This window comes from Levilactobacillus yonginensis, assembly GCF_964065165.1.
Lineage (GTDB): Bacteria > Bacillota > Bacilli > Lactobacillales > Lactobacillaceae > Levilactobacillus > Levilactobacillus yonginensis_A.
The window spans coordinates 2374490-2395655 of record NZ_OZ061549.1 but is presented as its reverse complement, the minus strand read 5'-3'; the positions used below and the strand labels follow the sequence as shown (position 1 = coordinate 2395655).

Genomic DNA, 21166 nt, shown 5'->3' with positions numbered 1-21166 from the left:
AACTGACGACACGCGGTAACAACCTTAAATCTCGCCTTCGACCCGCAACTGATGCTCAACCAAGTAAGCATCGAGGTAGCCAAAGTCAATTTCTTCAATGTCGGCAATTCGTAAGATCTTGCCCACCTGGTCCAATTGATTATCCTCTAACTCATGGAAAATGAACCGCTCAGCACCCACGTCACTGGGATAACCCAACATACTGTCACCCTTATGCGCCTTCACGCGAATAACCGTTTGAAACATTGCAGCTTGAGTCAGCCGAGAACTGAACTGTTCTTCCGTCGGGTCAAACAACCGCTCGTCGTTTAGGACTGGTTGAATGTGTTGCTTGCTGTTCTGATTAATATCGGTGAACAGACTAACTGTTTGTAGATAGTCTGATTCCAGTACGATGGCGTGTAGCGCATCAATTCTGGTTAACGTGTAGCCGCCAAACTGGCCGGTCATATCAACTAAGTTCATAATCACGGAATCACCAGCTACCACGTTAATTCGACCAACAAAGAACATATCATGATTATGTTGGGGAATCAGCGCTACAAGTTTGGGCTTTTCCGACAGTTCTTGAAGCTGTGCCCGAAAAACGTCCTCATCAGTCAGTGCCACTTGCTCAACGTGCTTCAACTTTTTAAGCTGAGGTAGTGCGGATCCTTGCAGGGATAACTCCTGTCCTTGGAACTCGATAACTTCGATGTCCTCAGGATGTACGTGTAAGATGGGCTGGTCACTATAGTCAAATTTGTTTAACAACTGAATCGTAACCTGATCCGTGACAACGCTAGTAACTTGACCTTCATAGAACCGATTATCATTGTGCAACACCAGCATGATAACCAGCTGATCAACCCAAGCTTGGCTGAGAATCTGTCCCCGAATATCCCGGCGAGCGTCCAACTTTAGCGTTAAGTCACCCACTTGATTAAAATGCTCAATTTGCGCCGTCTGGATACGGAAAGCCATGTTATCCAGGTCGTCGCTAGCAAATTCAACCTCATCAACGATTTTCAAATCTAAGAAGACAGCACCATCCGCTAATCCATAATCATCGTAGGTTGCTAAAGCAATTCCAGTTTCCCCTACGGCAGTCACATAACCCGTGTACACGACGTCTTGGGTCGTTTGATAGACGTTAACCAGTAGTCGCTGAGCTAACGCACGGTTTAAGTCATTTACGATTGAATTCACATGACGACCCCCTCTAAATATTATTCTGAAAATCTTACCATATTTGGCACCAAATAGCCCGCCTAAAAGATTTGTTTTATGAAACAGCTGTGCTTAAGAACTTCTCCAGCTGTTCGCCCTTCATGCCAGCACTGAGACCAACCAGGAGTTTGATTCGTGCCTTTTGACCGTTCAAACCTTGGCAGAGCATCACACCCATCTTACGCAGGCCGATACCGCCACCCTCATAACCGTAGATGTCTTCAGCGACGCCATTATAGCACCGGGAAACTAAAACTAAAGGAATATGCCGGTCAAGCAAACGTTGAATTGCTGGTAAGGTTACTGGGGGTACATTCCCGGCACCTAGCCCTTCAATCACTAAGCCCGCCGTTTGATCATTATCCAGGCAATCAAACAAGGCTGTATCCATCCCCGCGTACGCCTTGATTAGGTAAACGTGGTCAATGACGTGGTCAATATCACACGTCGTCTTTTGAATTAACTGTTGGAAGTAAATCGGATGGCCATTGGCAACGAGACCGATGGGACCAAAGGTTGGCGTTCTGAAGGTAGCCACGTTGGTGGTGTGGGTCTTCGTCACATACCGAGCCGTATGAATTTCATCGTTCATGACGACCATGACCCCGTTATCCCGGGAGGCATCGTCAGCAGCCACTTCAATGGCCGTTTGGAAGTTATGTAAGCCATCGGACCCCACTTGATTGGAGGAACGCATTGCCCCGGTGACCACGACTGGAATCGTGCTAGGCAACGTCAAATCCAAGAAATAAGCTGTTTCCTCAAGCGTATCGGTCCCGTGGGTAACCACTACCCCGTCAATACCATCCGCTTCGGCCGCCATGATGCGCTCCTTGATCTTTAACATTTCCACCGGAGTCATGTGCGGAGAAGGTAGGTTAAATAGTTCGTCCGTGTGTAATTGCACACGGCCTTCCATAATCGTTTCCTGCTGCGCAATAGGATTCTGCGCGTTGGGGACGACCTCGCCCTTCTCATTCTGCGACATAGAGATGGTACCACCTGTATGGATAGCTAAGATTTTCTTCACAACAGTCAACTTCTTTCCAAATTTAGTTTGTTACTATAACTAATTCGTTACCCACATTGTACCGCATCTGCGATACAATTTAGTTAGAATTTAGAAAGGATGCTGGTGAAAAATGCTAAAAGATAATGATTCCGACAAATATTACAAACCAGGTCCCCACGTTCATCCCAAAAAATATAGTTCTTCCGGCGGTTTAGCCGACTGGGGGCCCCTATTAACTTGGTTTGGTGACGTTTTCAAAAAGCTCTGGCAAAAATTAAAAAAGTAATGTTGCAGGTTGTTATTTTAAGTTGCGCATGGTAAGGTAAATGACATTCTATTAAAAAAATAAGTGATTGCCTATATAATGCCAAAATAAGGTTGGCGAGTTTCTACCCAGAGCCGTAAACTCTGGACTATAAGCAAATTGAGGACGAAACTCTTTTTGCCGATGAAAGAGTTCGTCGGCAGAGTTTTCATTTAGCCCCCTTTTTGCAAGGGAGCTTTTTTTGTTTCCAAAATTACCTTGGCGGCGTATGGACATCACGAGAGGGAGGAAACATTCTTGCAGTCCACAAAATCCGCTTCAACCACTCCGTCATCAGCTAATCTCCAGCCACTTTCCATGTGGCGGGCCGCCATTTTAGGTTTCCAGCACTTATTAGCGATGTATTCTGGTGACGTCATCGTTCCCTTACTGATTGGGGGCGCACTCCACTTTAACGCCATGCAAATGGCCTACTTAATCAGCGCGGATATCTTTATGTGTGGCGTGGCAACCCTTCTCCAACTAAAACGGACTCCCTTAACAGGAATCGGTTTGCCCGTGGTCCTGGGATGTGCTGTTCAGGCTGTCACACCGCTGAGTGCCATTGGTAATCAATACGGCGTCGGCGTCATGTACGGGGCCATTATCAGTGCCGGCATCTTCATCCTCTTGATTTCTGGCTGGTTTTCTAAAATCAAAAACTTCTTTCCACCAGTTGTCACGGGTTCTCTGATCACCATCATTGGATTCACGTTGATTCCGGTCGGCTTTCAAGACCTTGGTGGCGGTGACGCGACAGCCAAAAACTTCGGTGACCCCAAGCTGCTCCTGGTTGGTTTTCTTACAATGGGAATTATCCTCGGATTGAACGCATTTGCTAAGGGGTTCTTGAAATCCCTCGCCATCCTTGCCGGCATCTTGATTGGGACCTTCATTGCTGGGGCAATGGGGATGGTCTCTTTGAAGGCAGTTGGCCAGGCTAGCTGGTTCCACCTGCCCCAACTTTTCTACTTTGGAACACCCAAGTTTGAGTGGTCCTCAATTCTAACCATGATTCTGGTTTCCTTAACTACTATGGTGGAATCAACCGGTGTCTTCTTTGCATTGGGCGATTTAACCGGCCACAAAGTTGAATCGCAGGATCTAAAGCGGGGGTACCGAGCTGAAGGCCTCGCCGTAATCCTAGGTGGCCTTTTCAACACCTTCCCTTACTCAACCTTCTCCGAAAACGTGGCTGTGGTTCAGCTATCTGGCGTGAAAACACGAAAACCCCTGTATTTCTCAGCGGCATTCCTCATGTTACTCGGTCTGCTCCCTAAGATTGGCGCATTAGCCACGGTCATTCCCGACGCCGTGCTGGGCGGTGCCATGATCGTGATGTTTGGCATGGTCGGCGTCCAGGGAATCCGAATGCTTCAGCAAGTAGATTTCAAGAACAACAACAATCTGTTAGTCTCTGCTATTTCAATTGGCCTGGGCCTAGGCGTGACCGTTTATCCACAAATCTTTCAAGCGATGCCACAATCCTTACAGATTGTCCTCAATAACGGCGTCATCATTGGGAGCTTCTCGGCCGTGCTCTTAAACATCATCTTCAATATGCGACCCCACCGAGCAACTGCGCCGGCTCAAGCACAGGTCAACAGTGACGCCCAACTACAGAATAAATAGTTTTTAATGAGCTGGTCAAGTCAAGTCTTGACCAGTTTTTTAATTGCAAATAGACCGAATAACCAAGTAGTTTCACGATAGAATTTTATGATTAACATTATATCTTATTCATCATAGAAACAACTTTGTTTACCAGTTTTTCCATGGTAAACTAGTTATATTCATCAGCGGGCATGCTACCCATGTCTTAGTAAGTCGCCACGTGACAGCAACCTTACCAAGCGCGACCATCTTTTTAGTTCCACCAGTATCTACGCGTATAATGAGGATATTAATTTGGATAGGAGTATTGCCCATGTTAAGTATTCAACACATCAGCAAACAGTTTGAGACCGTTAAAGCCCTAAACGACGTGAGCTTTGAGGTTCCTAACGGCCAAATTTTGGGCTTAATAGGTCAAAATGGCGCCGGTAAATCAACCACGTTTCATAGCATCCTCAACTTCATTCAATACGAAGGCCAGATTCAATGGCAAGGCCACCCCCTTTCCGCCGACGACTTCGATCAGATTGGCTACCTGCCAGAGGAGCGCAGCCTCATGACCAAGTTAACGATTGAACAGCAAATCATCTACTTGGCTCGGCTCAAGGGGCGATCAGCCAAAGAGATTCGTCCCCAGATTGACGATTGGCTAACCCGTTTCGCCGTTAAGGGAACTAGGAAGAGCAAGATCAAAGACCTCTCCAAGGGTAATCAACAAAAGGTCCAATTGATCTGTACTCTGATTCACGAACCCACTCTACTGATTTTAGACGAACCCTTTAGTGGACTGGATCCCGTCAACGCAGACCTGCTGAAACAAGCCATCTTGGCGGCTAAGGACCGCGGCGCAGCCATTATCTTTTCCAGCCATGACATGGAAAACGTCTCCACTCTCTGTGACCAGTTGGTCATGCTTCGTAAGGGCGACGTGGTGCTGCACGGAACGCTGGATGAAGTCCGCAATCAATTTGGTAAATCTGAACTTTACGTCACTACAGACTGGTCGCAGGCCCAATTGACCGACCTCCCTCACGTACAAACCGTCGAGTCCCGGCATGGTCACCACTACCTATTACACCTCGACGACCCAGGTGCTGGTCCAGCCATCTTTGATGCGTTGACTCAGGGCCACTACATTGAAGAGTTCAGTCAACAGCCGCCTTCGTTAGATGCTATCTTCCGTATGAAAGTTGGTGAAACGAATGTCTAAAACTTGGATCGTCACGTTTGAAACGTATCTACGCCAGATTAAATCCTGGAGCTTTCTATTCATGATCCTCGGGCCCTTCCTGATGATTGGCCTAACCATCGGTATCAGTTACGTAAGTGCCAATAGTACTTCGAAGAGCCACGAAATTGCCGTTATTAGTGACTCACAGCCAATGCGCCAGGCCTACTTACAGCAAAATTCCGACAACGTTAACCGCAAAATTCAAACGACCAAAGCGGCCAAAGCCGCAATGGCTGACAACCAATTGGCGGGTTACCTGACGTTTAAAACGTCCGGGCAACCGGTTCAAGGCGACTACCATGGCAATAACGCGATGGGAGCGGGGCTCAAGGCTCAAGTCCAGAATTTCTTAACCGGTTACCAACAAGTCCAAAACTACCAACAAGCTAAGCTGACGCCTAAACAACAGAAACTACTAGCCCGCACGCCGGTACTCAAGACCCACATCGTCTCGAAGAACGGGACGGCCAACTTAGCTAAAATTATTTCCTTCTGGGTCCTGGTGACTTTAATTTACATCATCTTAATTACGTATTCGTCTATCACGGCCCAAGAAATTGCGTCAGAAAAGGGAACGAAGATTATGGAAATCATCTTCTCCAGCACCACGGCAACGAGCTACTTTGTGGGCAAAATATTAGGCATCCTGTTGGTGATCGCCACTCAAATTATTATCTACCTATTTGGCGGCTGGGCCGGTTACGCGATTGCCACGAGAAATGCAACCGTCAGTCCCTTGATTACACAAAATCAATCGTTGATCGATACGGTAATTCACAATTTGTTGAGTCTGAATCTTCTGTACTTGTTCTTAGGGGTCATTATCTACACGATTCTCGCAGCCTACTCAGGTGCCCTGGTGGCCCGAGCTGAGGATGCTTCCAAGGCAGCCCAACCTGTCATCATGCTAGGGATGTTTGGCTTCTTTGCCACTTTCCCATTCCAAAACAATATGGATGCATTTCTGGTAAAGATCCTCTCCTACGTGCCATTTTTCTCGTCATACTTTATGCCGATGCGGATCATTAATGGTCACGTTGGACTGGGTGAGCAACTCTCATCGTTGACTGTTCTAATTGTAGCCATCGCACTATTTTCCATCTACATTGGAAAACAATACCAACGTTTAATGCTACAGACGGATAGCCAGAGTCTCTGGCAACACCTGTTCCATAGCATTCGCCACCGTTAAACTACGAACTACTCATTCATTTTGGCACTAAAGTGCTATAATGAATGGGTAGTTTTTTTAGGGGCCCTTAGCTCAGCTGGGAGAGCGCCTGCTTCGCATGCAGGAGGTCGTCGGTTCAAATCCGGTAGGGTCCATAACTGAAACGTGTGATAAAGGCACTGACTATGTGAGATAGTCAGCGTCTTTTTCTATGTCTACGTCCCCCGTCTTAACTAGTGAGGACAGACAAGTTCTCCATGTTGTATTTTTCTTGGCACGTCAAAGCCTTTCTGTTTTCTGATGGTTTCCATCAATTATTATTAAAATTGAAAATAATGATGAAAACAAGCTGTCAGTAGCGTATTATAGAAATACTGCTGTTTTTTTAGCCATCACCAGTGGTCGGTGGGCGCTGACACGAACGGTCAGAGAAAATATTATGTGGAGTTGAAATCATGCATTATTCTTTATTGGTTCGGTGCATTGCCGAATTCATTGGGACGGCCATCATGGTTGCCCTCGGTAACGGTTCCGTTGCCAACGTCGAGTTAAAAAACACCAAAGGTTATCACGGTGGGTGGGTTCTGATTGGGTTTGGTTATGGCATCGGAGTAATGATTCCCGCCTTAATGTTCGCCACGGTTTCCGGCGCCCAGATCAATCCTGCCATGACCATTGCCAGCGCCGTTGCTGGTAGTTTCCCTTGGCAAGAGGTGCTGCCTTACGTGGTCGCCCAACTACTAGGCGCTATTATTGGCCAACTAGCGGTAGTCCTAGCCTACAAGCCCTTCTACGATCGGACAACGGATACGGAAGCCATCTTGGGGACCTTCTCCACAATTGACGCAGCTAATAGTCAACTGAACGGATTTATCAACGAGTTCTTGGGAACCTTCCTGTTAGTCCTCGGTGCCGTCGCCATGACCGCTGACAAGCTTGATCCCCGCGCCGATTTTATCGGCCTGGGTTTCTTGGTCATGTGTCTGGTCGTCTCCCTTGGTGGTGCGACTGGGCCAGCTCTAAACCCTGCCCGAGACATCGGTCCTCGTCTCCTCCATGCCATCTGGCCATTTCCACACAAAGGTAGTTCACAGTTTTCCTACAGTTGGGTACCTATCGTGGCACCGATTGCCGGTGGTATTGCAGCTACCCTCCTTTACAAAGCTGTTTTCCAAATTAACTAATAACTTTAAACTAAGCGTGCCAATCTCGTTGAACAATGGGATTGGCACGCTTTTTGTTTCAGAGTTTTTTCGGAAGCTTGCAATCGCTTTCTCCGAAGTGTGCTTTGCGTTAGTTTTCATGAAATCACCGGCCCCATCGCTTCACTGTCTTGCTCCGACTTAACCTCACCAAACCAATCGGCCACCCCGTTTATTTCCGCCCTTAATTATCAGCGGAGCAGCCCTACTTTTTTCATATCTTTTTCGCGGTAAACTCGATATAATCAAAGAGGTTGCGGGTTTTTCTCAACCAAATTCATTTACCAGAGGAGGTAGCCTGATGACTCAACCAATTATTGAACTGAAACACGTCACCAAGCGATACGGAACCAACACCATTCTAAAGAACGTTGACCTAACGCTTGAGCCCGGGACGTTTTACACGCTTCTCGGACCGTCAGGCTGCGGCAAAACAACAATTTTACGGATTATTGCCGGTTTCAGTGACGCCACTGAAGGGGACGTGCTCTTTGCGGGGAAACGCCTGAACAAAGTCCCTGCTAACCAACGAAACATTAATACGGTCTTTCAAGAATACGCGCTCTTTCCCCACATGACTGTGGCGGAAAACGTGGCCTTTGGACTCACCCTCAAAAAGATGCCCAAGGCAGAAATTGCCGAGCGGGTTGCCAAGGCCCTAAAGTTGGTCCAGCTAGCCGACTACGGTGATCGCGACATCAGTGCCCTTTCCGGTGGCCAACAGCAACGAATTGCCATTGCCCGGGCCATTGTCATGCAGCCTAAGGTTCTGCTCTTAGACGAGCCCCTATCAGCCTTAGACGCCAAGCTCCGTCGAGAGATGCAGTACGAACTGCGGGACCTTCAGCAACGACTCGGCATCACCTTTCTCTTTGTGACGCATGATCAGGAAGAGGCTCTGGCCATGAGTGACGAGATTTTCGTCATGAACCAAGGTGAGGTCTTACAGAGTGGCACCCCCGAGGATATCTACGACGAACCCATCAATCATTTTGTCGCGGACTTTATTGGCGAAAGTAATATTCTCCAAGGTAAGATGCTGGGAGACTTCCAGGTTGCCTTCGGGGGGCACGAATTTGAATGCTCAGACGCTGGGATTCCAGCTGGCGAGCCCGTCGAAATCGTGATTCGTCCAGAAGATCTAAACCTCTCCACCCCTGAGGAGGCCAAGCTGACCGTCACCATCGATACCCAACTTTTTCGAGGAAATTACTACGAAATAGCCGCGACCGACAATCTCGGCAACGACTGGCAGATTCATTCCGTCAATCCAGCTGAAGACGGTGAGAACGTGGGAATCACCTTCCGCCCACAGGACCTACACGTCATGCGGTTTGGTGAAAAAGAAGCCGAATTTGACGCACGGCTAGAAACCTACGAGGAAACGGAGGACGAGTCCAATGACGAAACGTAGAACGTGGCTCTACTTCATCCCCTACGGTTTGTGGTTAGCCCTCTTCGTCATTGCACCAGTTGCGTTGATTATTTACCAGTCATTCTTTGATCTCGGCCATCATTTCACACTGGGCAACTACGGTGCTTACTTCCAATCCGCCACCTATTTAAAAATGACCCTCAACTCGGTTTGGTACGCCTTTCTGATCACCCTTTTCACGGGCTTGATCAGCTATCCAACCGCTTACTTCTTACACGGACTAAAGCATCGTCAGCTGTGGCTGCTGTTAGTCATCCTGCCTACCTGGATCAACATCCTGCTAAAGGCCTACGCTTTCATTGGTATCTTCAGCCAAGCTGGTTTGGCTAACCAATTTCTTAGCTTCATTGGTATTGGACCGCAACAGATTCTGTTCACCAACGCGAGCTTCATCTTCGTCGCAACCTACATCCAGATTCCGTTCATGATTCTACCCATTTTTAATGCACTCGACGACTTGAATCCGGCCTTCATCAATGCTAGCCAAGATCTGGGTGCCAGTGGTTGGCAGACATTTAGCAAGGTCGTCTTCCCGTTGACCTTGCCCGGTGTCAAAGCTGGTGTTCAGGCCGTCTTCATCCCCTCACTCTCATTCTTCATGCTGACGCGTCTGATTGGTGGGAACAAAGTTATTACATTGGGGACGGCAATCGAAGAACATTTCCTGACGACTATGAACTGGGGAATGGGTTCAACGATTGGCGTGGTCCTGATTATCGCCATGGTAGTCGTCATGCTTCTAACTGGTGATCAGAAACCGAAGGGAGGGACGCCCCGATGAAACGAAAATTGGCTAACCTTTACCTGATTTTGGTTTTTATTATTCTGTACGCTCCCATCATCTTCCTGATCGTCTATTCCTTCAGTGAAGGGGAAACGATGACCAACTTCCACGGCTTCACGTGGAGTCACTATCACACGCTATTTACCGATCCACGGATGCTGGCCATTGTGGCCAACACCTTATTAGTCGCGCTCCTATCCTCACTGATTGCCACGCTGGTGGGAACTCTCGGGGCACTTGGCATCAACCGCACGACTAAACGGGTCACTCGTGAAGCCCTACTGACCATGAACAACGTTTTAATGGTCTCTCCTGACGTCATCATTGGGGCCAGCTTCTTAATCTTCTTCACAATGCTGGGAATCCCACTTGGCTTCGGTTCCGTGTTGATGAGTCACATTGCCTTTGAAATCCCCATCGTTGTGCTGATGGTACTACCCCGCCTGCGAGAAATGTCTTCCTCCATGCTGGATGCAGCTCAAGATTTAGGGGCAACAACCCGTCAACTGCTATCACGGGTCGTCATCCCCTTCATCTCACCGGGAATCTTTGCTGGGTTCTTCATGGCCCTCACCTATTCACTCGATGACTTTGCTGTCACCTTCTTCGTGACCGGTAACGGGTTCTCAACACTATCCGTAGAAATCTATTCACGAGCTCGGCAAGGCATCAACCTTGAAATCAACGCCCTATCCGGTGTCATGTTCCTATTTTCACTGTTACTCGTGGGTGGTTACTACTGGATTCAACAGGCCAGCCACCGCCACAAGCAACGTAAACGGGGGGTGACTTCATGAAGCGTTTAATTAGTATTATCGTGGCCCTGTTAGCTATCTGTGGGCTGCTGGGCTATTCTAGCGACCGCCTGCAGGCTTCGAGCGGTAGCACCGGCAGTCACGTGCTCAATCTTTACAACTGGGGAGATTACATTGACCCCCACCTCCTGACGAAATTTCAAAAGGAAACGGGCTACCACGTCAACGTGGAAACCTTTGACAGTAACGAAGCCATGTACACCAAAATCAAACAGGGTGGTACTCAGTACGACTTGGCTATTCCTAGTGAATACATGGTGGCCAAGATGAAACGGGCTCACCTACTAAAACCGCTGGATCAGCGGAAATTAACCGGTTGGCACAACTACGACCCGCGCTTTTTGAATCAATCGTTTGATCGCGGAAATCGTTACTCAATGCCTTATTTCTGGGGCACGCTGGGCATTATTTACAACGACAAATACGTTCAGGCTAATGAGGTACAGCACTGGCAGGATCTGTGGTCACCGAAGTTCCGCGATAAGATCATGCTCATCGACTCTGCTCGAGACATCATGGGGATGGCGCTGATTACGCAAGGCCAATCTATGAACACAACGGACCCAGCCACGTTGTCGGCCGCAGAAAAGAAGTTGAACGAACTGGCTCCTAACGTGAAAGCCGTCGTCGCTGATGAAATCAAGATGTACATGATTCAGAACGAGGCCCCACTGGCTGTTGACTGGTCGGGAGAGGCGGCAGAGATGTTAGCCAATAATCCCCACCTCCACTACATCGTTCCCAGTGAAGGCAGTAACTTGTGGTTCGACAACCTCGTAATTCCTAAGACTGCAACGCATACCAAAGCTATTTACGCCTTTCTCAACTTCATGAGCGAACCGCAAAATGCCGCGCAAAACGCGAAATACATCGGCTATGCCACTCCGAACGAAGCAGCGAAGGCGTTGCTTCCCCGCTCGGTTCGTGACGATCAACAATTCTATCCGAACCCGCAAACTTTGCAGCACCTGCAGGTCTACCAAGACCTCTCTCCAGCCAAAGTTCAACTCTACAATGACCGTTACCTAGAATTTAAAATGCACCATTAGCCAAATAAAAAACTCGTGAGCAGTGGTTGCTCACGAGTTTTTTTAGCCGAAACTACCGGCAATATAGTCTTGTGTGACTGGAATCTGGGGATTACTGAACATCGTGGCCGTTGGCGTGTACTCCATCACATGACCCAGATGGAAGAACGCACACTGACTGCTGACCCGCGATGCCTGTTGCATATTGTGCGTCACGATAATAATTGAATACTTCTTCTGCAATTCCAGCAGGGTTTCTTCGACCTTCACCGTGGAAATTGGATCAAGTGCGCTACAAGGTTCATCCAAGAGCAACACATCGGGTTCCATGGCAATTGAGCGGGCAATACATAGCCGCTGTTGCTGACCTCCGGACAAGGAGAGCGCACTCTTTTCAAGGTTGTCTTTAACCTCATCCCAGAGAGCGGCACCCTTGAGGCTCTTTTCAACCCGAGAAGCCAGTTCATCCTTACCCTTGATACCGTTGGCTTTCAGGGCATAAACGATATTTTCCCGAATCGACTTAGCAAAGGGGTTCGGTCGTTGAAACACCATCCCAATGTGCCGCCGAATCTCGTAGATGTTCACGTCTGGTTCATTGATATCAACTCCGTGATACCAAATCTTACCAGTCACCGTGGCAATGCCATCGTTCATTCGGTTCAGTGACCGCAAGTACGTTGACTTCCCTGAGCCTGAAGCACCAATCAAGGCTGTAATCTGGTTCTTCGGAAATTCGAGGTTGGCGTCATGCATGGCATGGTTGGCGCCATAGAACACCTGTAAGTTGTCCGTCTTCAAGGCCAGCGAGACGCTGTCATCGAAAGTTTGCACGGCCGTCTTTTCAAATGAATACTGTTTTAACATGGCAGTCCCTCCCTATTTGCTGGCCGTCACACGACGATACAGGTAGTTTCCCAGTAACCGCGCACTCAGGTTGAACAGTAACACAGCAATAATCAGAACCGCTGAAGCTGCAGCAGACAGTGCCGCAGCATTAGTCGCTAACCCTTCCGTATTGATCTTCCAGATATGCACTGCCAAGGTTTCAGCAGGCCGGAATGGATTCAACGGACTATCCGCATTCATTGGGTTCCAGTCACCAAAGTTTGTCACTGGTGCGCTTTGGCCAGCCGTATAAATTAACGCAGCGGCCTCCCCGAAAACTCGACCGGCACTCAGGACCACCCCGGTTACAATCCCGGGCAAGGCAACTGGTAAAATAATGCCAATTTCAGTCTTCCACTTTGATAATCCCAATGACAGTCCAGCTTCTCTTTGACTACTGGACACTGCACTCAATGACTCTTCAATGTTCCGCGTCAAGAGTGGGAGGTTAAAGAAGGTCAAAGCAATGGCCCCTGAGATAACCGAAAACTCAATCTTAAACTTCACCACGAATAGTAGGAAACCAAACAACCCAACCACCACCGAAGGCAGGGAACTCAGCACTTCAATGGCTGAACGAATCAAACTAGTTCGCCAATTATCCTTCGCATATTCTGCCAAATAGATCCCGGCACCTAACGAAATTGGAATCGAAATGAGCATCGTCAAAACTAACAGGTAAAAGGAATTAAACAGTTGTACGCCAATGCCACCAGCTCCAGAAAAGGCGTCCGTAGTTCCCGTCAGGAACGTCCAACTCACGTGTGGTAAACCGGCAACTAGAATATACGTCAACAGGAAAACTAAGATACCAACCACAGCGGCAACTATCAAATTAATCATCACCGTTGCAATGAAGTCTTTACGTTTAGCGTTCATGTTTCAGCTGCCCCCTCTTAGCAATGACCCGAACTAATGCGTTAAAGAACAATGACATGAGCAACAGAATCAGTGCCAGTGACCACAGTGCATTGTTGGGTAAGGTACCATCAATCGTGTCTCCAATCCCTGAAGTCAACTGGCTTGTCAGCGTTGAAGCTGCAGAGATCAAGTTCTTTGGCATCACCGCAGCGTTCCCAATCACCATTTGCACAGCTAGAGCCTCACCAAATGCCCGGGCCATCCCGAAAATAATTGCGGTCAAAATACCGGGCGTGGCGGAACGTAAAATCACCCGTGAAACTGTCTGCCACCGAGTTGCGCCCAGCGCCAGAGAAGCCTCTTTGTAATGACGAGGAACTGCACGTAAACTGTCCACCGTCATTGATGTAATCGTTGGTAACACCATGACGAACAGGACAAATGTGGCTGAGATAATCCCAAATCCCGAACCGCCAACTAAGTGGCGCATGAATGGCACAACCACTGCCAATCCAATGAACCCGTAAACCACGGATGGAATCCCCACCAGTAATTCAATAACTGGTTGTAACAGTTTCCGTCCCTTGTTGGGCGAAATTTCCGTCATGAAGATGGCAGTCCCTACTGCAAACGGTGTTGCCACAATTGCTGCTGCAAAAGTTACCGCAAAGGACCCAACAATCATGGGGGCAGCTCCAATGTGACCGGTATCGGGTGACCAGTTAGTCCCCGTCAAAAACTGCCAAACATTCACGTGATTCTGAGTAAATGTGGCCAGCCCCTTGGACGTAATGAACCAAAGCATCGAAGCCACCACTAGAATAATGACCCCAATACAGAGATAACTGATACCACGCCCCAGCCAATCCTCACGCGTGGCGCGGGTGGCATGGTGTAACCGTGCCGACCACTCGTTGGACTGGGCGTCTTGTTTCTTAAGTTGAAAATTTGTTTGTTCCATAGATTGACTCCCCCTTAAAAAAAGTGAAGGTGCTACGACCGCACCTCCACCCTGTGACTTACCACTAGTAATCTAAGTTGTGCCTAGTTTTGGGTAACAGTTCCCTTAGCATCCTTCGTCACTTTCATGTCGTGAATACTGATGTAGCCCATGTCTTTAACTAAGCTATCTTGCACCGTCTTGGAATCCATGTACTTCAGGAAGGCAGCAGTGACCTTGTCAGGTGTTCCCTTCGTGTACATGTGTTCGTAAGACCAGATCTTCCATTTGTTGTTTTCAACGTTGTTATCCGTTGGCGTTACGTTGTCGATTGAAACGGCTTGTAACTTGTTTGTGAAGTATGAGAAGGCCAAGTAACTAACGGCCCCTGGTGTTGAAGAAACGATCTTTTGAACGGCACCGTTAGAGTCTTGTTCTTGTGACTTGATGGCAGTTGCACCCTTCAAGACAGCATTTTCAAAGGTTGCTCGGGTCCCACTTCCTTGTGCCCGGTTAACGATAACGATCTTTTGATCCTTACCACCAACTTCTTTCCAGTTCGTGATCTTACCCGTGAAGATTTGCTTTAATTGCGCCATCTTCAAGTTCTTAACACCGGTATCTTTGTTCACAACGGGAGCCATCCCAACAACGGCGACCTTGTGGTCAGTTAACTTGTCGGCTTTAATTCCGTCCTTTTCTTCAGCGAAGATATCTGAGTTACCGATTGATACGGCACCGGCTTGCACTTGGCTTAACCCAGTCCCAGAACCCCCACCTTGAACGGTCAAGTTAACCTTGCTGTTCTTGGATTGGAAATTAGCACCAGCTTTGGCTGCCAATGGTTGTAACGCGGTTGAACCAACTGCGGTAACCTTCCCCGATAAAGCCTCGCTGCTACTGCTACTCTTGCTGCTAGTTGAGCTCGTTGCCTTGCCACAACCAACCAAAAGTAAACTAATTGTTGCAATCCCCATTGCTAATTTTGATCCCTTATTCATCTCAGTCACTCCATGTCTTTTTTAAGATAGTAGAACCACCACACGCGTAAGCTAAGCAGCAATACTCGTGGTGCCTCCCCTTAACTTACAACCTTGATTCTAAGCGATGAATATAAATTATTCGTCGCAATCGTGTAAATTTTCGGTAAATGTTGCCAGTTTCTGTATAAATTCTCTAATATCACGATATTTACCCCCCATAACCGATTAATCATTTAATTTCAGGGAATTAATTGCGTAATATAACGGAATTGACTAGAATGAAATTAAGAGGTGACCAAAAGTGGCAAAGAAAAATGAACGGGCAGCCCGTCATGCCATTATTGTTGACATGAACGACTTCTTAATGGACTACGCTGCTAGCAAGTTAGGGCCCAAGCAAGACTTGGCACAGCAGGTGTCAGCTGCTGCTAAAACAGATTTAACTGGATTAGATGACCTATTTAAAGACAGCGGGGTTGGTCGACGAACCAAATACCTCGACCTAGCTGCTGGCTTTCTTCGTGATGAAGCCGACGCTGATGGCGAAGACACTGAACATGACTTTACCGCTGCAAGTGAGTCCCTGGCCAAGGAAGCCCTGGCTTACTTAGACAGTCACGCCAAAGATTTCGATCGTTGGGAAGAAGCGTAACAAAAGAGAGTGAGGCAAGAGGCGGTTAGTCAATGAGCATTAACGTCGATAGACGAATAATCCTGGTCTTGGATTGTTGGTCTATCGGGGTTAAGCGAAGTTGACTGCCTGTTGGCGCACGTTTCAACTATAATAGGTTCAAAGCAAAAAAGGCTTGAGACTTTGTCCCAAACCTTTTTTGCTGTATTTCTAAAACGTGCGCTGAAAGGCAGCTAATCGCCTCCTAGCGCACGCTCTTTCGTTTACATACTTATTGCCATTGCCAGAGATCCACCTTCATCTTAGTCGCAATCATCTGAGAGAGAAGATCGATAAACTGATCTGGCATATACTTTGCGGTGTCCAGGTCTGTGGTTTGTTCATCGACCTTAGTAATGACTGAACCTTGATGTTCCAAGTAAAGTCCATACTTAGGGGCAATCCGACATAACCGTTCAACTTGCTCTTGCGTCAAGCACAACGCCTCCTCAGCACTCACTCTGAGCTTAGTGAAATTCCCCAACATCGTCAAGGGATTCAGTAACAGAACTTCTGGGCTACTAGTTGCTGGTGAATCGTTGACGCAAGATTGGCTTCATCCGGACCATCCGTAACAACTTGGACGAACTGACCCGCGTACCGAGCCAATTCACGTCCTAATTCTGGATTCAAGGGGTCTAATTCGACATCATTGATCTTAATAATAGCCGTGCCACGATAGTGTTGACAAGCTCTCTGTAAGCTATCAGTCTGCTCAGTCGTCGGGATACTTTGATAAAGAGGAAATCCTATCGTCTTCATACGTCTCACCTCTATCTATATTGTAAGCGCTTACGTTACATTTGCCAAGACTATTTATTCTTTTTCACAAGACCTCCTGGTTCACGAACACGCGTTCAAACCAAGGTAAAAGTGTGGTATGATATTGCCAGAAATGGAGGAGACGCCGGTATGACAAATAAATTGGGGGTTCGTGAATTAGTCGAATTCACTCTACGAACGGGCGACCTGAGTAACACCTCAGGTAGTCAAAACACCGCCCTGTTAGGCGCCCAGATTCACCGTCGTCTTCAGAAGCAACGCGACGAAAACTACCAAAAAGAGTACTACCTTGAGCAAGAATTAACGCTCAATGGCCATCCGTATCTCCTACATGGCCGCGCCGATGGCGTAACGCTCACGGATGACACCGCTGAAATTGAAGAAATCAAAACATCTGAAACCGTCTTTGACCAGCTGAGTAAGAACACCTTGACCCTTTACTGGGCTCAAGTCAAGATCTACGCGCACTTACTGATGGAAAAAGCGCCTGATTTAAATGCGGTAACGCTCACCCTGACTTACTTTCAGACGAATACTGAAACCACCACCCAGAAGACCCAAATAATTAGTAAATCAGACGCCCAAACATTCTTTGATGGGGTCATCACCGAGTACGTTACCTGGCTCAAATTCCGCTCGGATCTGCAAGCACGGCGCGACCCCACCATTCAGCAGTTGACCTTCCCATTCGACCACTACCGACCAGGCCAACGAGAGCTAGCCGTCGCCGTTTACAAAACAATTTTAACCAGCAAACGACTCTTTGCCGAGGCTCCCACTGGGACGGGTAAAACAATTTCGACTCTTTTCCCCAGCATCAAAGCCATCGGCGAAAGCTTGATTCAGCGTATCTTTTATTTGACTGCCAAGCAAAGTACGCGTCGAGTGGCTGAAGAAGCTATTGCTATGATGGCCACACAGGGACTCAAACTAAAAAGCATCACGCTGACTGCCAAGGACAAAATCAAATTTCCCGAAGAAACCGACTTACTGCCCGAAGAAAACCCGTACATGTTGGGTTACTATGATCGGTTAAAACCCGCGCTGCTAGATCTTATTCAGAACAATGACCAACTGACCCGCCCTGTCATCGAAAAATACGCACGTAAACACACCCTGGACCCCTTTGAATTCCAACTAGATGCCAGTCTTTTTTGTGACGTCATTATCGGTGATTATAACTACCTCTTCGATCCGCAGGTCCACCTGCAGCGTTTCTTCGCCACCGAAGATCCTAACAACTTTTTTCTAATTGATGAAGCCCACAACTTGGTCAACCGGTCCCGTGAAATGTACTCCGCGGCCATCAGCAGCCAACCACTCGACCACCTGATTAATCAAAGTCGGGACCTACCCCAATCCAGCAAAAAGTTGCACCGCCGGCTCCTCGACTTGCGCGCTACCTTTGACGATGTGGCCGCACCTCTGCTAGCGGAAAATCAGACAGACAGCACCTTCCTCACGCCACCCGAAAACTTCGATCACGACCTCAGTCGCCTAGTAGAAGCGATTCATGATTGGCTCGTCGACCAACCACAAACTCCGTTCACACAGGCCATCCTGGACTATTACTTTGCAGCCATCAGCTATCAACGAATCGGTGAGTATTTTGACGAAACCTACCGCATGCGCTTGGAAATTATCGATGGCAACATCACCCTGAAAGAACTTTGTTTGGACCCCAGTGCCTTTCTGGCGGATAGTTTGGCACTAGGCCATGGAGCGGTTCTCTTCTCAGCCACCCTGTCACCAATGGACTATTACCAAACCGTCCTGGGTGGAGACACCGACAGTCTGGCCTACCGATTGGCTTCACCCTTTGAACCACAGCACCAAGCCATTATGGTCACTACCTACATTCAAACAACTTATAAGCAACGTAACGCCAATCTCGCTAACATTCTGCTGGCCATTAAAACCATGATCGACGGAAAGCAGGGCAACTACCTCATCTTTCTGCCCTCCCGTAGCTACCTCCTCGATGTAAGTCAGGCCTTTCAACTGGCCTATCCACACGTCAAAACTGTGATTCAAGAGGCACAAATGGCTGAGGCCGACCGTACTGCCTTTCTTGCCAATTTTGTGGCTGACCCCGCACAAACGCTAGTGGGATTCGCCCTGCTTGGCGGTATTTTTGCCGAAGGTATCGACCTCAAGGCCGACCGTCTGATTGGTGTAGGCATCGTGAGTGTCGGTCTCCCTGGTATCAATCCGGAGACCGATTTAATTCGCGACTACTTCGATGCGCAGTCCCAACGTGGATTCGCCTTTGCCTATCAGTTGCCCGGCCTCAACAACGTCTTTCAGGCTGCTGGTCGGTTAATTCGGGGATCCAAAGACGTAGGTATCATTCTATTAATGGATCAACGCTTTGCCAGCCCCCGTTATACGCACCTATATCCGCGCCACTGGCAACATTTCCAACGACTCTACCGACCCGAACAACTAACAACAGCCATCCAGAACTTTTGGCACCAGGAGGTATTCGATGAAAACTAAATTGACCCTTGCCATGGAACAAACCCTCTACTATTACTGTAGAGAAGCAGGTGCTTTTGCCGTTGAAGAGGTCACCATGCCAGATGAGCAAGGCATCGTTGACACGCTTAGTTACCAAGAATTGCCTAGTGGCGACATTGAATGGCGTTGTTACGAACTTAAGGTCTCTAAGAGTGACTTTCATTCTAAAGCCAAGCTCTCCTTCGTCGGTCACTACAACTACTTCGTCTTGCCACTCGACCTCTACCAAGAAGTGGCTGACGAAATCCCCGCGGGCATCGGGGTCCTCATTTACCGACCGTTTGCTCAGGAACTTTTAGCCACTGCAACTGAGACTCCCGTTGCACCGGGCTATCTCACCGTGACGCGCCCACCACGACGCCAAGATTTGCAGGTGCCAGCTAGTCAGCTGACCACCCGGTTTATTGCCTCACAGGCTCGTGAAGTTGGCAAGGCCAAGCACATGGCCACCGGTCTCAAGCAATACGGTACCGACCGTCTCTACCAAGAACTCAAAAAGCGCCACCAACACTACGACATTTACGATCCGGAGGCTAACTTTTACGAGCAATTCATTGAGGATACGCAATCGACAGCTGTGACGGCCCTGCAGACTGAGGTAGATGCTTTAAACCTAGAGTTGCACACCTTACAGGAACAGCTAAAGGAGCGTTCATAATGCTGTACTTCCCTTATTTTCGTGGTCGGCAGTACGACCTTCTAGCCTTAAAAAAGATTGCTGAACAACGGATATTACCACGTAACATCATTCCCATTATCGAACCCGTTCGAGATATCCGGGCCCTCCCCCAAACCGTAGCCGCCTTCGTGGACCATGATCAGCCACTGGTCCTTATCGCGAACCCTACGGTCAGCGATTACGCGCTGACGCAACAAAAGCTTTACGACTGGCAGGGTTGGCGCGATAATCCCAATCTCATCGTTGGTCATATTTTAACCCCGACCACGGTGGCTAGTCCCCCAATCGCTGGTCGGCAGACTTTACTGATTGGTCGACAATATGACGAACTTTTGGCAGCCCAGCACGCTGGCATTTTAACCAATGTGACCTACTTGTTAGTCCCACCAGAAGCTCGGATTCGGCAGCTCCTGCAGCGACCAACCATTAGCCTCTTTGATCACGCTTGGTTGCCGGAACACGACCGTAGCTATGCCGACATTGAAGACGGCTTTTTCAGCAATGACTGGGAACTAGCCACTCAGAATCACTATCAAGGATTCAGCGACTACACCATTGGTGGCGGCCACTACAGTGAGCACGGCTACCCAGCCCGGGCGGTCACCCTCCATCTGACCTACTTTTCGGGTGAGCAGCTTCGCATTCACCGCTTCGTTTCCGACGACCGCTCAGACTTCAAGCATCCCAAGGAAAAGTTCTTTCAAGCCGTTGCCAAATTGGCTGAATGGTTACCGCAACAACCTACTAGTGTTCAAACACCCGCGGCCCAAGAACTCGCAGCCTACCACACCCAGCACCACTTCCCCGGTCTGGGTGTGGTCAAACGACTCAGTCTGGAACACCACCTCCAGACAATGGCGGCTTACTTTAACACACACTACCCACTGAATTGAACTAGTGGAACACTGCGTAAGGCGAAAGGTTCCACTAGATTGCTTAATTTACGTTAATATCGTGAATACAATCCACTTAGCTGACCTTTAGAAGCTTTTAATCTTCCAACAAAGTAGCTGAGGTTGCGGATAAATTGTCTGCAA

The 21166-nt window shown here is 48.3% G+C and carries 21 protein-coding genes, 1 tRNA gene and 1 riboswitch; of the genes, 14 read left to right on the top strand and 8 right to left on the bottom strand.

The genetic code is table 11. The features are described from left to right. Positions 1 to 24: 24 nt before the first annotated feature. The gene (locus tag AB3Y94_RS11110; RefSeq protein WP_367296271.1) at positions 25 to 1188 is read right to left on the bottom strand and encodes a hypothetical protein; all 1164 of its coding nucleotides are present in this window, start codon (positions 1186 to 1188) and stop codon (positions 25 to 27) included. Positions 1189 to 1264: 76 nt separating this feature from the next. Beyond that, positions 1265 to 2248 carry an asparaginase gene (locus tag AB3Y94_RS11105; protein WP_367296270.1) on the bottom strand — a complete coding sequence of 328 codons (984 nt, stop codon included), beginning with the start codon at positions 2246 to 2248 and terminating at the stop codon, positions 1265 to 1267. Positions 2249 to 2351: 103 nt separating this feature from the next. On the opposite strand from AB3Y94_RS11105, the gene AB3Y94_RS11100 reads away from it, so the two are divergent. From AB3Y94_RS11100 to AB3Y94_RS11055, 10 genes are all read left to right on the top strand, one after another. Then, positions 2352 to 2507: a hypothetical protein gene (locus AB3Y94_RS11100; RefSeq protein ID WP_164506425.1), complete on the top strand. Its 156-nt coding sequence runs from the start codon at positions 2352 to 2354 to the stop codon at positions 2505 to 2507. A gap of 51 nt (positions 2508 to 2558) precedes the next feature. Beyond that, a riboswitch (purine riboswitch) is annotated at positions 2559 to 2657 on the top strand. 186 nt (positions 2658 to 2843) lie between these two features. Continuing rightward, positions 2844 to 4157, top strand: a complete 1314-nt coding sequence (locus tag AB3Y94_RS11095; protein ID WP_367296523.1) for a nucleobase:cation symporter-2 family protein — start codon at positions 2844 to 2846, stop codon at positions 4155 to 4157. 295 nt (positions 4158 to 4452) lie between these two features. Beyond that, positions 4453 to 5349, top strand: a complete 897-nt coding sequence (locus AB3Y94_RS11090; protein ID WP_367296269.1) for an ABC transporter ATP-binding protein — start codon at positions 4453 to 4455, stop codon at positions 5347 to 5349. Further along, positions 5342 to 6562 (top strand): ABC transporter permease, encoded by a 1221-nt coding sequence (locus AB3Y94_RS11085; RefSeq protein ID WP_367296268.1) that lies wholly within the window; start codon positions 5342 to 5344, stop codon positions 6560 to 6562. Before AB3Y94_RS11090 ends, AB3Y94_RS11085 begins: the two co-directional genes overlap by 8 nt. A gap of 61 nt (positions 6563 to 6623) precedes the next feature. Beyond that, positions 6624 to 6696, top strand: a tRNA-Ala gene (locus tag AB3Y94_RS11080). Positions 6697 to 6996: 300 nt separating this feature from the next. After that, positions 6997 to 7725 (top strand): MIP/aquaporin family protein, encoded by a 729-nt coding sequence (locus AB3Y94_RS11075; RefSeq protein WP_367296267.1) that lies wholly within the window; start codon positions 6997 to 6999, stop codon positions 7723 to 7725. Between the two features lie 319 nt (positions 7726 to 8044). Further along, a complete protein-coding gene (locus AB3Y94_RS11070; protein ID WP_367296266.1) occupies positions 8045 to 9157 on the top strand; it encodes an ABC transporter ATP-binding protein in 1113 nt (370 codons plus the stop codon). After that, complete coding sequence (locus tag AB3Y94_RS11065; RefSeq protein ID WP_367296265.1) at positions 9144 to 9959, top strand: ABC transporter permease; 816 nt, start codon at positions 9144 to 9146, stop codon at positions 9957 to 9959. Before AB3Y94_RS11070 ends, AB3Y94_RS11065 begins: the two co-directional genes overlap by 14 nt. Next, complete coding sequence (locus AB3Y94_RS11060) at positions 9956 to 10759, top strand: ABC transporter permease (protein ID WP_367296264.1); 804 nt, start codon at positions 9956 to 9958, stop codon at positions 10757 to 10759. Before AB3Y94_RS11065 ends, AB3Y94_RS11060 begins: the two co-directional genes overlap by 4 nt. Then, complete coding sequence (locus tag AB3Y94_RS11055; RefSeq protein WP_367296263.1) at positions 10756 to 11826, top strand: PotD/PotF family extracellular solute-binding protein; 1071 nt, start codon at positions 10756 to 10758, stop codon at positions 11824 to 11826. Before AB3Y94_RS11060 ends, AB3Y94_RS11055 begins: the two co-directional genes overlap by 4 nt. Before the next feature lie 42 nt (positions 11827 to 11868). Here the strand turns inward: AB3Y94_RS11055 and pstB are convergent, their stop codons facing one another. From pstB to AB3Y94_RS11035, 4 genes are all read right to left on the bottom strand, one after another. Continuing rightward, positions 11869 to 12672: a phosphate ABC transporter ATP-binding protein PstB gene (gene pstB, locus AB3Y94_RS11050; protein ID WP_125682054.1), complete on the bottom strand. Its 804-nt coding sequence runs from the start codon at positions 12670 to 12672 to the stop codon at positions 11869 to 11871. Positions 12673 to 12684: 12 nt separating this feature from the next. Then, positions 12685 to 13572 carry a phosphate ABC transporter permease PstA gene (gene pstA, locus AB3Y94_RS11045; protein ID WP_367296262.1) on the bottom strand — a complete coding sequence of 296 codons (888 nt, stop codon included), beginning with the start codon at positions 13570 to 13572 and terminating at the stop codon, positions 12685 to 12687. Continuing rightward, on the bottom strand, positions 13562 to 14515 hold the full coding sequence (gene pstC, locus AB3Y94_RS11040) for a phosphate ABC transporter permease subunit PstC (RefSeq protein WP_367296261.1): 954 nt from the start codon (positions 14513 to 14515) through the stop codon (positions 13562 to 13564). Before pstC ends, pstA begins: the two co-directional genes overlap by 11 nt. 83 nt (positions 14516 to 14598) lie before the next feature. Next, positions 14599 to 15495, bottom strand: coding sequence for a phosphate ABC transporter substrate-binding protein PstS family protein (locus tag AB3Y94_RS11035; RefSeq protein ID WP_125692705.1), 897 nt, complete (start codon positions 15493 to 15495; stop codon positions 14599 to 14601). A gap of 283 nt (positions 15496 to 15778) precedes the next feature. On the opposite strand from AB3Y94_RS11035, the gene AB3Y94_RS11030 reads away from it, so the two are divergent. After that, a complete protein-coding gene (locus AB3Y94_RS11030) occupies positions 15779 to 16129 on the top strand; it encodes a hypothetical protein (protein WP_367296260.1) in 351 nt (116 codons plus the stop codon). Between the two features lie 250 nt (positions 16130 to 16379). Here the strand turns inward: AB3Y94_RS11030 and AB3Y94_RS11025 are convergent, their stop codons facing one another. Both AB3Y94_RS11025 and AB3Y94_RS11020 read right to left on the bottom strand, forming a co-directional pair. Beyond that, positions 16380 to 16583, bottom strand: a complete 204-nt coding sequence (locus AB3Y94_RS11025) for a hypothetical protein (protein WP_367296259.1) — start codon at positions 16581 to 16583, stop codon at positions 16380 to 16382. Between the two features lie 62 nt (positions 16584 to 16645). Beyond that, the gene (locus AB3Y94_RS11020) at positions 16646 to 16909 is read right to left on the bottom strand and encodes a PTS sugar transporter (RefSeq protein ID WP_367296258.1); all 264 of its coding nucleotides are present in this window, start codon (positions 16907 to 16909) and stop codon (positions 16646 to 16648) included. 150 nt (positions 16910 to 17059) lie between these two features. On the opposite strand from AB3Y94_RS11020, the gene AB3Y94_RS11015 reads away from it, so the two are divergent. Genes AB3Y94_RS11015 through AB3Y94_RS11005 form a run of 3 tightly spaced genes read left to right on the top strand, consistent with a single transcriptional unit; the run spans position 17060 to position 21022 of the window. After that, positions 17060 to 19429 (top strand): helicase C-terminal domain-containing protein, encoded by a 2370-nt coding sequence (locus AB3Y94_RS11015; RefSeq protein ID WP_367296257.1) that lies wholly within the window; start codon positions 17060 to 17062, stop codon positions 19427 to 19429. Then, positions 19419 to 20108 carry a hypothetical protein gene (locus tag AB3Y94_RS11010; RefSeq protein ID WP_367296256.1) on the top strand — a complete coding sequence of 230 codons (690 nt, stop codon included), beginning with the start codon at positions 19419 to 19421 and terminating at the stop codon, positions 20106 to 20108. The genes AB3Y94_RS11015 and AB3Y94_RS11010 overlap by 11 nt, the downstream gene beginning before the upstream one ends. Then, positions 20108 to 21022, top strand: coding sequence for a sce7725 family protein (locus AB3Y94_RS11005; RefSeq protein ID WP_367296255.1), 915 nt, complete (start codon positions 20108 to 20110; stop codon positions 21020 to 21022). The genes AB3Y94_RS11010 and AB3Y94_RS11005 overlap by 1 nt, the downstream gene beginning before the upstream one ends. Positions 21023 to 21166: the final 144 nt, after the last annotated feature.

Bases quoted from the DNA above. Each gene is read 5' to 3' on its own strand.
- AB3Y94_RS11100 (WP_164506425.1), top strand. From the start codon at position 2,352: ATGCTAAAAGATAATGATTCCGACAAATATTACAAACCAGGTCCCCAC.
- AB3Y94_RS11095 (WP_367296523.1), top strand. From the start codon at position 2,844: ATGTGGCGGGCCGCCATTTTAGGTTTCCAGCACTTATTAGCGATGTAT.
- AB3Y94_RS11090 (WP_367296269.1), top strand. From the start codon at position 4,453: ATGTTAAGTATTCAACACATCAGCAAACAGTTTGAGACCGTTAAAGCC.
- AB3Y94_RS11085 (WP_367296268.1), top strand. From the start codon at position 5,342: ATGTCTAAAACTTGGATCGTCACGTTTGAAACGTATCTACGCCAGATT.
- AB3Y94_RS11075 (WP_367296267.1), top strand. From the start codon at position 6,997: ATGCATTATTCTTTATTGGTTCGGTGCATTGCCGAATTCATTGGGACG.
- AB3Y94_RS11070 (WP_367296266.1), top strand. From the start codon at position 8,045: ATGACTCAACCAATTATTGAACTGAAACACGTCACCAAGCGATACGGA.
- AB3Y94_RS11065 (WP_367296265.1), top strand. From the start codon at position 9,144: ATGACGAAACGTAGAACGTGGCTCTACTTCATCCCCTACGGTTTGTGG.
- AB3Y94_RS11060 (WP_367296264.1), top strand. From the start codon at position 9,956: ATGAAACGAAAATTGGCTAACCTTTACCTGATTTTGGTTTTTATTATT.
- AB3Y94_RS11055 (WP_367296263.1), top strand. From the start codon at position 10,756: ATGAAGCGTTTAATTAGTATTATCGTGGCCCTGTTAGCTATCTGTGGG.
- pstB (WP_125682054.1), bottom strand. From the start codon at position 12,672: ATGTTAAAACAGTATTCATTTGAAAAGACGGCCGTGCAAACTTTCGAT.
- pstA (WP_367296262.1), bottom strand. From the start codon at position 13,572: ATGAACGCTAAACGTAAAGACTTCATTGCAACGGTGATGATTAATTTG.
- pstC (WP_367296261.1), bottom strand. From the start codon at position 14,515: ATGGAACAAACAAATTTTCAACTTAAGAAACAAGACGCCCAGTCCAAC.
- AB3Y94_RS11035 (WP_125692705.1), bottom strand. From the start codon at position 15,495: ATGAATAAGGGATCAAAATTAGCAATGGGGATTGCAACAATTAGTTTA.
- AB3Y94_RS11020 (WP_367296258.1), bottom strand. From the start codon at position 16,909: ATGAAGACGATAGGATTTCCTCTTTATCAAAGTATCCCGACGACTGAG.
- AB3Y94_RS11015 (WP_367296257.1), top strand. From the start codon at position 17,060: ATGACAAATAAATTGGGGGTTCGTGAATTAGTCGAATTCACTCTACGA.
- AB3Y94_RS11010 (WP_367296256.1), top strand. From the start codon at position 19,419: ATGAAAACTAAATTGACCCTTGCCATGGAACAAACCCTCTACTATTAC.
- AB3Y94_RS11005 (WP_367296255.1), top strand. From the start codon at position 20,108: ATGCTGTACTTCCCTTATTTTCGTGGTCGGCAGTACGACCTTCTAGCC.